The sequence below is a fragment of the Paenibacillus durus ATCC 35681 genome, assembly GCF_000993825.1.
Taxonomy (GTDB): domain Bacteria; phylum Bacillota; class Bacilli; order Paenibacillales; family Paenibacillaceae; genus Paenibacillus_AQ; species Paenibacillus_AQ durus_B.
This window is the reverse complement of record NZ_CP011114.1, coordinates 3033828-3048706: the sequence shown is the minus strand read 5'-3', so window position 1 is coordinate 3048706 and position 14879 is coordinate 3033828. Positions and strand designations below refer to the sequence as shown.

Annotated in this window: 13 protein-coding genes; 11 read left to right on the top strand and 2 right to left on the bottom strand. The window is 51.9% G+C overall.

Translation table 11 applies throughout. The annotated features are described in order from the left end of the window. Window positions 1-262 precede the first annotated feature (262 nt). The 11 genes from VK70_RS14040 (at window position 263) to VK70_RS13990 (ending at window position 13351) form a co-directional block, all read left to right on the top strand. Window positions 263-2521 (top strand): copper amine oxidase N-terminal domain-containing protein, encoded by a 2259-nt coding sequence (locus tag VK70_RS14040; protein WP_025700316.1) that lies wholly within the window; start codon window positions 263-265, stop codon window positions 2519-2521. A 192-nt stretch (window positions 2522-2713) separates the two neighbouring features. Next, a complete protein-coding gene (locus tag VK70_RS14035; RefSeq protein ID WP_025700314.1) occupies window positions 2714-3169 on the top strand; it encodes a Fur family transcriptional regulator in 456 nt (151 codons plus the stop codon). A 2-nt stretch (window positions 3170-3171) separates the two neighbouring features. Continuing rightward, complete coding sequence (gene yidD / locus VK70_RS14030) at window positions 3172-3435, top strand: membrane protein insertion efficiency factor YidD (RefSeq protein WP_025700312.1); 264 nt, start codon at window positions 3172-3174, stop codon at window positions 3433-3435. 456 nt (window positions 3436-3891) lie between these two features. Further along, window positions 3892-5922 carry a methionine--tRNA ligase gene (gene metG, locus VK70_RS14025; protein ID WP_046723419.1) on the top strand — a complete coding sequence of 677 codons (2031 nt, stop codon included), beginning with the start codon at window positions 3892-3894 and terminating at the stop codon, window positions 5920-5922. 207 nt (window positions 5923-6129) lie between these two features. Beyond that, entirely contained in the window at window positions 6130-7092 is a 963-nt protein-coding gene (locus tag VK70_RS14020) for a metal ABC transporter solute-binding protein, Zn/Mn family (protein WP_025693963.1), read from the top strand. A gap of 32 nt (window positions 7093-7124) precedes the next feature. Beyond that, window positions 7125-7874, top strand: a complete 750-nt coding sequence (locus tag VK70_RS14015) for a metal ABC transporter ATP-binding protein (protein ID WP_025693962.1) — start codon at window positions 7125-7127, stop codon at window positions 7872-7874. 400 nt (window positions 7875-8274) lie between these two features. Next, window positions 8275-9078, top strand: a complete 804-nt coding sequence (locus tag VK70_RS14010) for a metal ABC transporter permease (RefSeq protein ID WP_025693961.1) — start codon at window positions 8275-8277, stop codon at window positions 9076-9078. An 84-nt stretch (window positions 9079-9162) separates the two neighbouring features. After that, window positions 9163-9876, top strand: a complete 714-nt coding sequence (locus tag VK70_RS14005; protein ID WP_025693960.1) for a cytochrome c biogenesis CcdA family protein — start codon at window positions 9163-9165, stop codon at window positions 9874-9876. Between the two features lie 206 nt (window positions 9877-10082). Next, window positions 10083-10508, top strand: coding sequence for a transcriptional regulator MntR (gene mntR, locus VK70_RS14000; protein WP_025693959.1), 426 nt, complete (start codon window positions 10083-10085; stop codon window positions 10506-10508). Window positions 10509-10641: 133 nt separating this feature from the next. Next, on the top strand, window positions 10642-12297 hold the full coding sequence (locus VK70_RS13995; protein ID WP_025693958.1) for a family 10 glycosylhydrolase: 1656 nt from the start codon (window positions 10642-10644) through the stop codon (window positions 12295-12297). 79 nt (window positions 12298-12376) lie between these two features. Next, window positions 12377-13351: a patatin-like phospholipase family protein gene (locus VK70_RS13990; protein ID WP_025693957.1), complete on the top strand. Its 975-nt coding sequence runs from the start codon at window positions 12377-12379 to the stop codon at window positions 13349-13351. Window positions 13352-13384: 33 nt separating this feature from the next. On the opposite strand, the gene VK70_RS13985 is transcribed toward VK70_RS13990, so the two are convergent. After that, window positions 13385-13732, bottom strand: coding sequence for a hypothetical protein (locus tag VK70_RS13985; protein ID WP_025693956.1), 348 nt, complete (start codon window positions 13730-13732; stop codon window positions 13385-13387). Window positions 13733-13739: 7 nt separating this feature from the next. Further along, window positions 13740-14684, bottom strand: a complete 945-nt coding sequence (locus VK70_RS13980; protein WP_411431705.1) for a DUF1385 domain-containing protein — start codon at window positions 14682-14684, stop codon at window positions 13740-13742. Between the last annotated feature and the right edge of the window lie 195 nt (window positions 14685-14879).

Sequence of the window (14879 nt, the reverse complement as noted above, 5' to 3'; positions counted from 1 at the left end):
ATTTCCAAATTAAGGAAAGAATTTTGAGCGATATTGCATTCTTTTAGGGAGAAGTTTATGTTTTTTGCAAATTTTCTCCATTTTAATGAAACTTTTTGCCTGGGCTTGCGTCTAATAATATGTTTTGTTTGGGGAAGCCATGACAAAAGCGCTAGCCGCCTGTGGGCGGCTGTGTTTTTGCCGGGAATATCAGTAGTGGGCGGAGTTTACGCCATTTTAGTTCTTATTTTCAACAATAAAGGGAGCAGAAGGAGTCATACTAATGAACGTTAGAAAACTGGCACTAATAGCTGTACTTACGGTGGCGCAAGCCGCCTCGGCAATTCCAGCATTTGCTGAATCCGCAACACAGGTACCGGCAGGGACGGCGGTCAAGGCCGCAGCCGTAAACACTGCATCTTCCGCTACGCCGACTGAAACCGCAGCGGCTACAGCGATTACGGGAACGGTGTCTCCGGCTCCAATAGCGTCACCGGCCCCAACAGCATCGCCCGCCGCTTCGGCCATGCCTTCATCAACCACGGAAGGATCGCAGGCGGTAGAGCAGCCTGTCATGACTCCGGCACCGTCAGCTTCCGAGTCACCGTTAGCTACTATACAGCCAACTGTCACTCCGACGCCGAATCCTGCCAGCGCCGCCGGCGCGGGTCAGCTTGTGCTGATGATGAACAGCAATAAGATGTATTTGAATGGCGTCCAATATTTAGCGGGCCAGCCAATGGCTGTGAAGAATGGCGTTTCTAATGTGGCCATCCGGGCCATGGTGGAGCGTGTGGGTCTGAAATTGACCTACAATGGAGCAACTAAAGAAACGATCATCATGAAGAATGGCAATGAGCTCCGTTTCAAGACGAACAGCAAGATTTATACGGTGAACGGCAAGGCGACAACGATGAAAGGTCCAGCCTACCAATACAAAAACACCTTTATGGTCCCGTTGACCTCGATTACCCAGGCGCTTGGCATCCCATATACGGTGGATAATGTGCAGAAGCGTGTCATTCTGACCTTGCAAACGAAGCCTAAAGCTTCCTTTACGGTCCAGCCAGCCGAGATTTTCGCGGGAGAAACGACCGTTAATTATGTAACCAGCAGTACAGCCTCGAACGGTGCAACGATTGTGGACGAGCGCTGGGAAGGACGGCAGGACATTTTTGAACAGCCAGGATATTATACAGTTAATTATTCGGTTATGGATTCCAACGGCCAGTGGAGCGACCCGTATTCGGTAACCATTAATGTCCTCAAGCCGAATCAGCCGCCGGTGGCGCAGTTTACAACGGACAAAGACGAATACAAGATGGGTGAGCCAATCACGATCACGAATATCAGTTCCGACCCGGACGGCGATCAGTTGACGGAATCATGGTCCAATCGGGCTCTGGCTTTCTTTAATCCCGGTCCCGTCTCGATTCAACTGACGGTCACCGACACCCATGGTCTCAGCAGCACTTTCGAGAAGACGATCAATATTACCAACGAAGTGCTGTACAGCCAGGAGGACTTCAACAAGCTCTTCGTGCCGCTGGGCGACATTTATACGATCAACGGAAGCGAGATACCAAGCTGGAACAAGATCTCTTATACTGCGAGTTCTGAGCCCGTGACGCTGATCCGCAGCAACAGCCCGGAAACCGTATATTCGGAAGGCATTGTCTACCAGGAGACAGCGATGGGGGATACCCGGTTGATGGTTCACCATAAGAATTCGATGTCGACGAACATGAAGATGTATGTCATTGCAACGAACAACAACCTTTATCCTACTACCATTACGACGCAGCGCTCCGGCTTTGGCGGTCCGCTTGATATCCCTACGGCAACAGGCAAAAAGTCTATCGAAACATATTATCAGTCCATCCAGACAGGCAGTGCTTATAGCAATGTAACCCTACAGCCTGGAGAAAACAAAGTGGTTCTTACCACGCTCAGTAATGTGACGATGAAGCCTGGCCAGATTATTTCACTCATGTCCGATGTATTCAGTGATTACCCGGTGAAATATTCCGTGATTATGATTGATGCAACCAAGGACCCGCTGCTTACGCTGCCAACTCTTAGTTATCTGGATCGCGACGGTGTGCATAACCGCGGGACATATGCGGACGCGAACCGTATTATCACGGTAACCGATCCGGTGGGCGCGACGCCTTCAAGATTGGTCATCGGGGATAACAACAGCGACCCCAATCTTCCGGGAACGGACGCGCTTTCGGGTACGGAAGCTTCCAATGCGGGCAACTTCGGCGTTGTCTACAAAATTACGCTGACCCGGGTCGCTCCCAATACGCTGATTACACTCAATCCGCGCGGCGGAAAATATCAGGGACCGCTTCTGGTGAACGGTAATATCATTCAGGCTCCGAACTCGAGCGCCGTTGATGCCCCGAACCAGAACAGCGTGCTGTACCGCACCGGTAATGTTGAGCAGACGATAGAAATCATGTTCACCGCAGCTTCCGGAAGCAATCTGCCAATTAATCTGCTGTTTATGCCGCTTCCGGCTCAGAAGGCACAATAACCAGAAAACTACTTGGCGTTATATCAATCTTCCCGGTAAAGCGTGTGTTCAAACGGCTTGCCGGGAATTTTTTTTAATAGACGTCCCTTAATCCGGTGGTGAGCTGAGCTTCATTGACGGCGTCATATTTTTGGGGCATTATAAAAAGAGGGGTTATTTACCTTGAACCTTTACTTTTGGGGAGATGAGCTTATGCTGTCGACAGAAGAAATACTAGAAGCCATGTCGGAGCAGGGACTGCGAATCACCGACCAGCGCAAGACGCTTGCCAAATTGTTTGGCGAGAGTACAGGATATTTGTCCGCCAAGGATGTATATAAACATATGGAACGCAAGTACAGCGGGCTCAGCTTTGATACGGTCTACCGCAACCTGCGGGTGATGGAAGAGATGGGCGTACTGGAGCAGATCGTCTTTGAGGACGGCATTAAATTCAAAGCCAACTGCAGTCAGGACCATCACCATCATCATATGATTTGTTTGCAGTGCCAGAAGACGTATCCCATTTCCTTCTGCCCGATGAATATGACCGATACGCCCGATCAATTCCGGGTTGTGAAGCATAAATTCGAAGTGTTCGGGTACTGTAGGGAATGTGAGGAGGCCGGCGCGGAGGATAAAGCGGCTCGCGGAGAAGAGGGGAAATAGTTATGGGAATCGGCCGAACTGCGGTCCAAGCGCCGATCAAGATTTACCGCAAGTACATCTCTCCATTAAAGCCGGCCACCTGCCGGTTCTATCCGACCTGTTCGGCGTATGCGCTCGAAGCGGTGGAAGTGCACGGCCCTCTTAAGGGCTCCTGGCTTGCCGCCAAGCGGATTGCCCGGTGCCATCCTTTTCATCCGGGCGGCCTCGATCCGGTACCTCCGGCGAAAGAGCAGATTTCCAGCCAGGAAGCTGCAGGTCCTACTTGACATAGGTAAGCTATATTGGTTATATTTTCAATAATAAAAGTATTTCCGACGAATGGATGAGTACATCGGGACGCCAGTGCAGAGAGCCGGGGCAGGTGCAAGCCGGTCTGGAACGTCAGATGGAAGATGGTCCGGGAGGAACCGCTTGCGAGCGATTTGAGGCTGTATTGGGCCTCTGCGTAAGCCTGCGGCGTGACCAGCGTTAATGGGCAGTTCCCGCTGCGGGAACTGGGTGAGTCCGTGTTCCGTGAGGAGCCGGGGAATTTTGGGTGGTAACGCGTGAGGCAACTCTCGTCCCATATGGGGGCGGGAGTTTTTTTGCGGGCAAAAACATTGATGAACAGGTGCGGCGCTCCACAGGTGCTTGAAATAGATGACAGAGTGTCATGGAGAAACGTCCCGGCCGGTACAACGGCAGTGCGGCTAATGGCTGCAACAAAAGAAAGGATGACGGAAATGAGTCAGGAGAAAACTTTTTATTTAACAACGCCAATCTATTACCCGAGTGACAAGCTGCATATCGGCCACGCTTATTCGACGGTTGCGGGCGATGCAATGGCTCGCTACAAGCGGCTTCGCGGGTATGAGGTCCGCTATCTGACGGGAACGGACGAGCACGGCCAGAAGATCGAGCGCAAGGCTGCAGAAGCGGGCAAGACACCTCAGAAGTTTGTAGACGACATTGTAGCCGGGATCAAGGAATTATGGCACAAGCTCGACATCTCCAACGACGATTTCATTCGCACGACGGAAGAGCGGCATAAAAAGGTCGTTCAGGATATTTTTGATCGGCTGCTGCAGCAGGGAGATATTTATAAAGGCGAGTACGAAGGCTGGTACAGCATTTCAGATGAAACCTACTATACGGAAACGCAGCTTGTGGATATCGTCCGTGACGCGGACGGCAATATTATCGGCGGCAAAAGCCCGGAAAGCGGCCATCCCGTGGAACTGGTGAAGGAAGAAAGCTATTTCTTTAGAATGAGCAAATACGCGGACCGGCTGTTAAAATATTATGAGGAGAACCCGGAGTTTATCCTGCCGGAATCCCGTAAAAATGAAATGATTAACAATTTCATTAAGCCTGGCCTTGAAGATCTGGCGGTATCCCGCACTACGTTTGATTGGGGTGTTAAGGTCAAAGGCGACGATAAGCATGTGGTCTATGTCTGGATCGATGCGCTGACTAACTATATTACCGCTCTCGGTTACGGCTCTGAGGACCGCAGTTTGTATGACAAATTCTGGCCTGCCGATGTACATATTGTGGGTAAGGAAATTGTCCGTTTCCATACGATTTACTGGCCGATCATTTTGATGGCGCTGGGCGAGCCGCTGCCGAAGAAGGTATTCGCGCACGGCTGGCTGCTGATGAAGGAAGGCAAAATGTCCAAATCGAAGGGCAACGTCGTGGACCCGGTAACGCTGATCGACCGCTACGGCCTTGACGCTCTTCGCTATTACCTGCTGCGCGAGGTTCCGTTTGGCTCCGACGGCACGTTCACGCCCGAAAGCTTTGTAGACCGGATCAACTACGACCTCGCCAACGACCTCGGGAATCTGCTGAACCGCACCGTCGCGATGATCGACAAGTATTTCGGCGGCGAGCTTCCGGCTTATGAGGGCCAGGTAACCGCTTTTGACGGGGAACTGGAAGCAGCGGTTGCCCAAACCTACGCTAAAGTGGAAGAAGCAATGGAGAAAATGGAGTTCTCTGTCGCGCTGGCCGCAATCGGAGCACTCGTTAGCCGGACGAACAAATATATTGATGAGACGCAGCCGTGGGTGCTGGCCAAGGATGAGAGCAAGACGCCGGAACTGGCTTCCGTGATGAGACATCTGGCTGAAGGGCTGCGGACGGCTTCGATTCTGCTTCAGCCGTTCCTGACCCAGGCCCCGGCGAAAATCTGGGAGCAGCTCGGCATAACCCAGGGCGAATTGACCGCCTGGGACAGCGGTAAGACGTTCGGCGTTATCCCAGCCGGCACGAAGCTTGTGAAGGGAGCGCCGATCTTCCCGCGGCTTGACGTAGAGCAGGAGGTCGCCTACATCTCATCGGCGATGGGCGGAGGCAAGAAGACGGCCGAGGCTGGTGCGGAAACCACCGCCGAAGCCGCTAGCGCACAACCGGCAGCTGCCGCCGAGCCGGAAGAAGAGCACAAGGAAGAAATCGGCATCGACGATTTCGCCAAATCCGAGCTGCGGGTGGCGCAGGTGCTTGCCGCCGAGCCGGTGAAGAAGGCCGACAAGCTGCTGAAGCTGCAGCTCGATCTCGGCTATGAGCAGCGCCAGGTCGTGTCCGGCATCGCCAAGTTCTATACGCCGGAGGAGCTTGTCGGACGCAAGGTGATCTGCATCGTGAACCTGAAGCCGGTGAAGCTGCGCGGCGAGCTGTCGCAGGGTATGATTTTGGCGGCTTCAAAGGGTGACCAGCTTACGATTGCGACAGTACCCGATTCGATGCCGAACGGCGCTATTGTAAAATAGATTGAAGAAGCATGAGGCTTGATTAAAAGTTTCGTTTCGAAGCGGCACGGTCATTGGACCGGGCTGCTTTTTTTCTATTAAAAATAATAAAGAATCGTATAAATCTCTCTATTACCGAAAGAATGATTATTAGGCGATTGACTTATCGTAACGATTACGACTATAATCTAATAGTAAAGTTTACGATCAGGAGGAGAAACATACAACATGTTATTCAAAGGAATCAAGGGACTGGCGCTTCCCCTTATGCTGCTGGCGCTTCTGCTATCCGGCTGTGGCCCGAAGAGCAGCGGTGCGATCGTGGAGGACAAGGTGAACGTAGTTACCACTTTTTACCCCATTTATGAGTTTGCTAAGGAAATCGGCGGGGAAGACGTCAATGCCATCAATCTGCTGCCGGTCGGCGTGGAGCCGCATGACTGGACGCCGCGCAGTCAAGATATCGTGAATACCTCCAAAGCGCAGCTGTTTCTGTACAATGGTGCCGGGCTGGAGGGCTGGGTGCCGAATTTTCTGAAAAGTCTTGACAGCGGCAGTAAGGTGCAGGCGGTCGAAGTAAGCAAAGGCATCAATTATATCATGACGAATGAAGAAGATGAGCATGATCATGGCGGAGAGCACGGAGAGGAAGCATCCGGGGACTCGCTGCATACCGATCCGCATACCTGGGTCAGCCCGAAATCGGCTCTACTGATGGCTGAAAATATTAAAAACAGCCTGGTGCAGGTTGATCCCGTCCATAAAGACGGATATGAAGAGCGTTACAGCCAGGTTGCGGAGCGTCTGAAGGCGCTGGACGCCAAGTTTGCAGCGGAGCTGGCAAAGGTCCCGAATAAAGAGATCGTGGTGTCCCATCAGGCGTTTGCTTATCTGTGCCGTGATTATGGCCTTACCCAGCACGCGATTATGGGCTTGTCTCCGGACGCCGAGCCGCGTGGGCAGGATTTGGTGAAGCTGGCGGAACTGGTGAAAAAAGAGGGCATCCGTTATATTTTTTTCGAGGAATTGGTTTCGGACAAATTGGCCAAGACGTTAGCCGCCGAAGCGGGCGTGTCCACAATGGTGCTTAATCCGGTAGAGGGGCTTACGGAGCGGGATCAGCAAAACAATGAAAATTATTTCACCCTTATGGAGAAAAATTTGCAAAATTTAATTCTGGCCTTAAAATAAGGGAGAAAGCCTACGTGAAAGGGGGGATTGCCATGCAACCGGTATCCCTGGACTGCCACCAGCATATGATCGATATACAGAACCTCTCGTTTTCCTATGGGCAACAGAAGGTCATTTCTGATTTGAATTTTACGGTGAGAGAACGTGATTTTGTCGGCATTATCGGCTCGAATGGAGCCGGCAAGACTACGCTGCTTAAAATGATCGTTGGCCTGCTTCCAGCAGCCGAAGGCGAGATCCGCCTGTTCGGCCAGCCGGTCCGCAAGTTCAAGGATTGGGAACGAATCGGTTATGTGCCGCAAAAAAATGCGTTCAACCCGCTGTTTCCGGCCACGGTACGGGAAGTGGTCATGTCCGGACTCTACAACAACAAAAATGTATTTCGCCGCATCTCCCGCGCTGAGCAGTGCAAGTGCGATGACGCAATGGAAGTTATGCGTATTGAGGGCATTCAGAACAAACGGGTGGGCATGCTGTCCGGCGGCCAACAGCAGCGCGTCTTTCTGGCACGGGCGCTGATTAACCATCCGGATTTGCTCATTCTGGACGAACCAACGGTCGGCATCGACATCGAGACGCAAGCAGCGTTCTTCGACCTGATTACGCATATGCATGCCCATCATCATATGACATTCCTGATGGTTTCGCATGACATTGATATGATCCAAAATTATCTCGGCAAGGACCCTTTGCAGTGCAACGGTAAAATCAATTTCTATTCCCGCCATTCGCATGAGCTTCAGAACTGCGCCGCCAAAGACCTGCAGCATACGCTCACATAATAAAGATCGGCCATTGTACAACATTAGTCGATCAAGCCTTTGATCTTAAGGTTTTAATACGATCAGCCATTGTACAACATTAGATGATCAGGCCCTTGATCTTAAGGTTTTAATACGATCAGCCATTGTACAACATTAGATGATCAGGCCTTTGATCTTAAGGTTTTAATACGATCGGCCATTGTACAACATTAGCCGATCAAGCCTTTGACCTTTAAGCTTTTAATCTAGGTACGCACAAAGTCAAGCGTGTCCCGCCTTTTGGGACGTAAGCGCTCATTGAGTCAAACAGACCCAGGGAGCGCCCCCTGAACACCTTCACCAAAAATTGCGGGTGTCCAGAGGGCGCGGCCCTTGGGGCCCTCCCCGGTGGGGAGGGTTTGGGAGGGGAAACTTCACATTGGATATTCTATTCAGCGATTTTTTTCAACGGGCGCTCGCGGGCGGCCTGTTGATTGGGATTACGGCGCCGCTTATAGGCGTTTTTCTTGTGCTTAGAAGGCTGTCAATGATTGGGGACTCGCTGGCCCATGTCACGATCGCCGGAGTGGCGCTCGGATTTTTGACCGGATTTTACCCGCTGGGGGCGGGACTGATCTTTGCTGTCGCGGCTTCCTTCGGGATAGAGAAGCTCCGCAAAGCCTATAAAACCTACGCCGAGCTGTCGATCGCTATTATTATGTCGGGCGGCGTAGCGCTGGCCTCACTATTTTTCACCTTGGGGAAAGGGTATAATGCCGATGTCATCAGCTATCTGTTCGGCAGCATTTATACGCTAGACAATACCGATCTACTGGTCGTCGGCATCGTGACCCTTGTAGTGGTAGTCGTGATGTCGGTGTTTTTCAAGGAGTTCTTTCTACTCAGCTTCGAGGAGGATGCTGCCAGCGTAAGCGGACTGCCTGTTAAGATGCTTAATGTGCTGATCACCATTCTGACGGCCCTCGTTATCAGCACCGCGATCAAAATCGTCGGCTCTCTGCTCGTATCCGCACTTCTGACAGTGCCGGTGGCGATCAGCCTGCTGCTATCGCGCAGCTTTAGAATCGCCGTTATTTTATCGGTTGTTATAGCGGAAATCGCCGTTGTCGGCGGGCTGGTCATTGCAGGGGTCTGGAACCTGGCACCGGGCGCGACCATTGTTCTACTGCTGATTGCTCTTCTTGCGCTGACACTGGCCGGTAAAAAGGGAGTTCGCCTGTAGAATCAACCGGAAAGGATGAGAAAGCAGCAGCAAAACCGGAAGCCCGAAGGCTCCCGGCAATGTGACTGAAGGAGAGATGCCGCTGTGTCCAACATTAACGCGGGAATCGCTTTGGCCGCCGGTCTGGCTTCGTTCATTTCCCCCTGCTGTCTGCCGCTGTATCCTTCTTATTTATCATACATAACCGGGCTGTCGGTCCAGCAGCTAAGAACGGGAGAACAGAGAAGGGAAGCCCGTCTTCGCACGCTCAGCCATACACTGGCGTTCATTCTGGGGTTTTCGGCGGTCTTTTATACGCTCGGCTTCGGCGCCGGAGTATTCGGGCAGTTCTTCATTGAACAGCGAGAGCTGATCCGCCGATTGTCCGCTATCCTGATCATAGTGATGGGACTATTTCTGCTGGGAATTTTTCAGCCCCGCTTCCTTATGCGCGAGCGTAAGCTGGAGTTCAGCCGGAAACCGGCGGGCTACGCCGGTTCCTTTATTTTCGGGATCGGCTTCTCCGCCGGCTGGTCGCCCTGCATCGGTCCGATCCTGACGGCGATTATCGCCCTGTCGGCGAGCGAACCGGGAACCTGGCTGAAGCTGATTACGGCGTACAGCATCGGGTTCGCGCTGCCTTTTTTCGTGCTGGCCTTCTTCGTTGGCGGGGCGCGGCGGCTGCTGAAATATTCGGGTCCTCTGATGAAAATCGGCGGAGCGCTGATGGTCTTTATGGGCATTTTGCTGTTTACGGATCAGATGTTCCGTATTACCATTTGGCTGCAAGGCATTACTCCGGGTTGGCTTAAATTCTAGAAGGGGCGCAGGGCGTTTTGCTGTTGGTGGGGATACACGTATTTATTTTATCGAATTTAATTGTCCAAAAATCCTCACAAAGCTGTAGAATATTAGGCGCAGTACATGTGTGCTTTCGACTTGCCAAGCTTGGGGAGAAACATGTATCATTGTTAGAACAAGGTTTGGTCTTAGGACCATGGTCAATATAGAAAAGAGGTAATTGCATGCCAACACCCAGCATGGAGGATTATTTGGAGCGCATATACAAGCTGATCGATGAGAAAGGCTATGCGCGGGTATCGGATATTGCCGAGGGTCTGGAGGTTCATCCCTCTTCCGTTACCAAAATGATCCAAAAACTGGATAAGGACGACTATCTCATCTACGAGAAATATCGCGGACTCGTCCTGACCACTAAAGGAAAAAAAGTAGGGAAACGTCTAGTGGACCGCCACAAGCTACTGGAAGAGTTTCTCACGATTATTGGCGTCCAGGAGCAGAATATATACCGGGATGTCGAGGGAATTGAGCATCATTTAAGCTGGGATTCCATTACATGCATAGAGTCGCTTGTGGAATTTTTCCGCCGGGATGAGAGCAGAATTCAGATGTTAAATCAGATTCATCAGGAATTATACAGCGAATCATGAGCACAAACAAGAAACGGATATTGTCCTGAAAATGGACGGTAGATCCGTTTCTTTTGCTTTTTGCGCAACCTTTTCCATTTTTCCTCGTCCAAATTTGTAGCATGTTACATAACCGGAGGTTTGGGGAGGAATTATGAAACTGAAGAATTGGATCATCGGATTGCTACTTATTGTGCTCTGTATACCGCTGCTGTCTTCCGGCGCCGCTCGGGCGGCATCAGCCGTAATTACCATTGAACTTGACGGAATCCCGCTTGCGAGCGACGTGCCGCCGTATATTACTTCAAGAAATGTCACCATGGTGCCGCTCGGGGTGATCAGCCAAGGTCTTGGCGCGCAGACAGGGTGGAATCAGAGCAGCAAGACCGTTACGATCGTCAAGGCCGGTAATGAACTGAAGCTCACGAATGGTAAAAAAACGGCAATGGTGAACGGAACCTCCGTTTCTCTGGATAATTCGGTCGTGATCAGGCAGGGGCGGATTATGGTGCCGATACGGTTCGTGGCGGAGAATCTCGGCCTTCAGGTTGTATGGAATAAAGCCGCCAAGCAGATATCGCTCTATACAGGCGACGAGCCTCCGCAGGCAAGCGATCCGGTAAATCCGCAGACGCCATCCGTACCGGACGTGCCTGTTATTCCAAAGCCAACCGTTCCCAGTATTCCTGGAGCTGGCTCCAAGGCAATGAAAGGGATTTGGATCTCCAGCGTGTACAACCTGGACTGGCCTTCTGCGTCTTCGATAGGGAAGATTGATCAGCAGCAAAAAGAGTTCATCAGCTTGCTCGACAAGCTGAAGGCCATCGGCTTCAATGCCGTATTCGTGCAGGTGCGCCCAAGCGGCGACAGCCTGTATGCGTCTTCGCTTGTTCCCTGGTCCAAGGTGCTGACCGGTACCCAGGGCAAGGACCCGGGCTATGATCCGCTGGAGTTCATGATCGACGCGGCGCATGCACGGGGAATGCAGTTCCATGCCTGGTTCAATCCGTTCCGGGCGACAACAGACGACTCTGACAAATCCTTTGCCACCCTTGCCGCCAATCATGTCGCCAAGGCGCATCCGGAGTGGATCGTTAAGGCGTACGGGAAGCTTTATATTAATCCGGGAATTCCGGAGGCGCGTCAGAGCATCATCGATACGGTGCTTGAAGTCGTGAAAGGCTACTCGATCGACGGCGTTCATTTGGACGACTATTTCTATCCGTCTTCCTCTTTTGATGATGACAGCACCTTCAATACCTATAACGCTAAAAATATCGCAAGCAAAGCCGACTGGCGGCGTGATAATATCAACGACTTCGTTCGCGAGCTCGGGAAGCAGATTCATGCGCTAAAGCCTAACGTTTCTTACGGTATCAGCCCCTTTGGCGTCTGGCGCAATAGCAAGATGGACAGCACCGGTTCGGATACGACGGCAGGCGTGTCCGCATATGACGATATATACGCCGACGTTCGGACCTGGATCAAGCAGGATTGGGTCGATTATATCGCTCCGCAAATTTATTGGAGCCTATCCTTTGATGCAGCCAGGTACGACAAGCTGGTGGATTGGTGGGCGAACGAGGTTCGGAATACGGGCGTGAAGCTGTATATCGGCCAGGCGGCCTACAAGGTAGGCGCAGCGGACCAAAGCGCCGAATGGCAGAGCGGCGAGCAGATTATCAACCAGTTGAAATTCAACGAAAAATATGCCGAAGTGCAGGGCAGCATCATGTTCCGGGCCAATGATATTGTGGTGCGCAATCCATCGGATTTAAGCAGTTTACTGACCTTTTATTTTAAGTCTTAAACCGGCTTCCCAGGCATTAAATATCCCCCGTGCTCATAGATAAGCAGTATAAGTCTATGGGAACGGGGGATTGCCGTTTATGGAAATCAATGCGGTCTTCGAAGGCGGCGGCGTAAAGGGCATTTCGCTTGCGGGAGCGGTTCAGGCGTCAGAGGAGGCGGGCGTTACATTCAAAAGAGTAGCAGGCACCTCCTCAGGCTCCATTGTCGCCTCACTGCTTGCGGCCGGGTACAGCGGGGAGGAAATGAGCAGAATTATTCGGGGCACCTCATTCCGTTCTTTTTTGAAACGCTCGCCGTTCTTCAATACCAAGCTAATCGGTCCCGCTCTGCGGGTGATGCTGAAAAAGGGGCTCTACTCGGGAGAGGCGCTGGAATCGTGGATACGCGGCATTTTACGGCAGAAGGGAATTATTTCTTTTCGCGATCTTCCTCCGGGCAAGCTGTCGATCATCGCTTCCGACATAACAGATGGCCGGCTGGTTGTCCTGCCTGAAGGACTTGAGGAGTACGGGATCAGCCCCGATTATTTTGAAGTGGCCAAGGCGGTGCGCATGAGCTGCAGCATTCCGTACTTCTTCGATCCCGTGATGCTGCGCAGAAGCGGGAAAGCGGCGGAAGGAAGGTCTTTTGCCGAACAGTTTGTCTACATGGTGGACGGAGGATTGCTGAGCAATTTTCCGATGTGGCTGTTTGAGGAAAAAGAGCCCGGCGGGCTGGGGCCGGTTAAGATTCCGGTCGTCGGCTATCAGATGGTCGGGCGCACAGCACCTCAGGCTCACCGGATCACAGGACCGTTCAGTATGCTTCAGGCACTGGTCGGAACGATGCTGTCGGCGCATGACGAGCGCTACATCGAGCAGGAGAAGTTCGTCCGCACGGTCAAAATTCCCACACTCGGCATCGGTACGGTCCAATTTGAGCTGACTCCTGAAGAGAGCACGGCCCTGTACAATTCAGGATACCATGCGGGAAAAGAGTTTTTCCGGAAATGGCGTCCGGGACGGCTGGAGAAGCTGCTGATTGTAAATAAAAAAGCGTCCCCGCACTCTTGATGGAATGCGTGAACGCCGGATACCGTGCTTAAATTAGTGATATCTGGGCAACTGTTCATCTTCGTTCTTCCCTTTGCTGCCTTCAATGACTCGAAAAGGATAGGTCTTGCGTTTGCCGGCCGGCGGCTGGCTCTTTCGCATGCCTGCGACCTTCGCCAATGTCTTCTGGGAAGGCTTCACCTTGATTTTAGGCTGTCTGCGGCTGCCGCTTCCGGCATACCGGCGGGGCGGGAACTTGTAGAGCAGGTACAAAACAAGGAACAAAGCGACGGGAATGACAAAGCCTTTCAGCGAACTGAGGCCATCTGCCGCCAAACCCGATACGAGACCGAAAACCGCTAGCAGTACTGCGCTCCAAAAAATCAAAGCATGCCGTTTCATAGGCCACTCATCCTTTCGCAGGGTCCAATATGCCTCCGGTTACACTTGATTGTTGATATCCTTTTGCTTCGATTGCCGCATCCAATTCGCGCATGCGGTTGAAGGAGGCGATCGATACTTCCACCTGATCGTCCTTCGGTTCTTTCGTTGTAAGCAACTGCAGCCATAGTCCGGGATAGCCGAGATAGCGCAGCACCGGAAGTTCGCGTACGGCGTTGGTGCCCTTCAGCACTTCGAAGGAGACACCGATGACGAGCGGGAGCAGGATAAGCCGCTGTACAATTCTCTCCACCAGGGTATCCCATGGCACAATGGAGTAAATGATAACGCCCAGCACAATCGTCAGCATCATGAAGCTGCTTCCGCACCGGTAATGCAGGCGGCTGTGCTTCTGCACATTCTCTACCGTCAATTCGTCGCCGGCTTCGAATGCGCTAATGACCTTATGCTCTGCGCCGTGATACTGGAACAATCTTTTGATCACAGGGGTCTGGGAGATGACCCACAGATAGACCAGCAGCAGAACCAGCTTAATGGCCCCTTCAATGAGGTTGTGCAGAACGTAGTTCTTGAATGCATTACCGAACAAAAAATCTTCTACGAACACGGGAACGAGGGTGAAAATAATTTTGCCGACAAGGAAGGACAAAATCCCCATGACGGCTACGCCAAGTATCATTCCAAGCCCCCAGCCTTCTTCTTTCTCCTTGTGCTTCTTCTGCTTGGCGGGTTCCTCCGGCTCCGTCTCGTCTTCCGCATAAGCCTCGGCGGAATAATTCAAATGCTTGGAGCCTTTGGCGCTGGCATCTATAATACTGACAAGGCCGCGAAGCAGCGGAATCTTGCGCAGTTTTACAACCCAGCTCTTCTCGCTTCTCGGCACCTCCAAAAAAGTGATTTCTTGATTTTTCCGCCGCACGGCTGTCACATTGACATGCTTGCCGCCAAACATAACGCCTTCGATGACGGCCTGACCGCCGTAACTTGGAGTTTCCTGAGACAACCAATTCACCTTCCTGTAAAATGTAGTGTACTGCTGCTCTATATTCTTCATTGTAACTAATTTTTGTTTGCATTTCTACTTGGAACGATCTTTCCTGTGCATACTAGTCTGTAAGCAGGATCGGCGGCTAATTATAAGGCCTAT

Excerpts from the sequence above, each read along its gene's own strand:
- VK70_RS14040 (WP_025700316.1), top strand. The coding sequence starts at position 263 with ATGAACGTTAGAAAACTGGCACTAATAGCTGTACTTACGGTGGCGCAA.
- VK70_RS14035 (WP_025700314.1), top strand. The coding sequence starts at position 2,714 with ATGCTGTCGACAGAAGAAATACTAGAAGCCATGTCGGAGCAGGGACTG.
- yidD (WP_025700312.1), top strand. The coding sequence starts at position 3,172 with ATGGGAATCGGCCGAACTGCGGTCCAAGCGCCGATCAAGATTTACCGC.
- metG (WP_046723419.1), top strand. The coding sequence starts at position 3,892 with ATGAGTCAGGAGAAAACTTTTTATTTAACAACGCCAATCTATTACCCG.
- VK70_RS14020 (WP_025693963.1), top strand. The coding sequence starts at position 6,130 with ATGTTATTCAAAGGAATCAAGGGACTGGCGCTTCCCCTTATGCTGCTG.
- VK70_RS14015 (WP_025693962.1), top strand. The coding sequence starts at position 7,125 with ATGCAACCGGTATCCCTGGACTGCCACCAGCATATGATCGATATACAG.
- mntR (WP_025693959.1), top strand. The coding sequence starts at position 10,083 with ATGCCAACACCCAGCATGGAGGATTATTTGGAGCGCATATACAAGCTG.
- VK70_RS13995 (WP_025693958.1), top strand. The coding sequence starts at position 10,642 with ATGAAACTGAAGAATTGGATCATCGGATTGCTACTTATTGTGCTCTGT.
- VK70_RS13990 (WP_025693957.1), top strand. The coding sequence starts at position 12,377 with ATGGAAATCAATGCGGTCTTCGAAGGCGGCGGCGTAAAGGGCATTTCG.
- VK70_RS13985 (WP_025693956.1), bottom strand. The coding sequence starts at position 13,732 with ATGAAACGGCATGCTTTGATTTTTTGGAGCGCAGTACTGCTAGCGGTT.
- VK70_RS13980 (WP_411431705.1), bottom strand. The coding sequence starts at position 14,684 with ATGTTTGGCGGCAAGCATGTCAATGTGACAGCCGTGCGGCGGAAAAAT.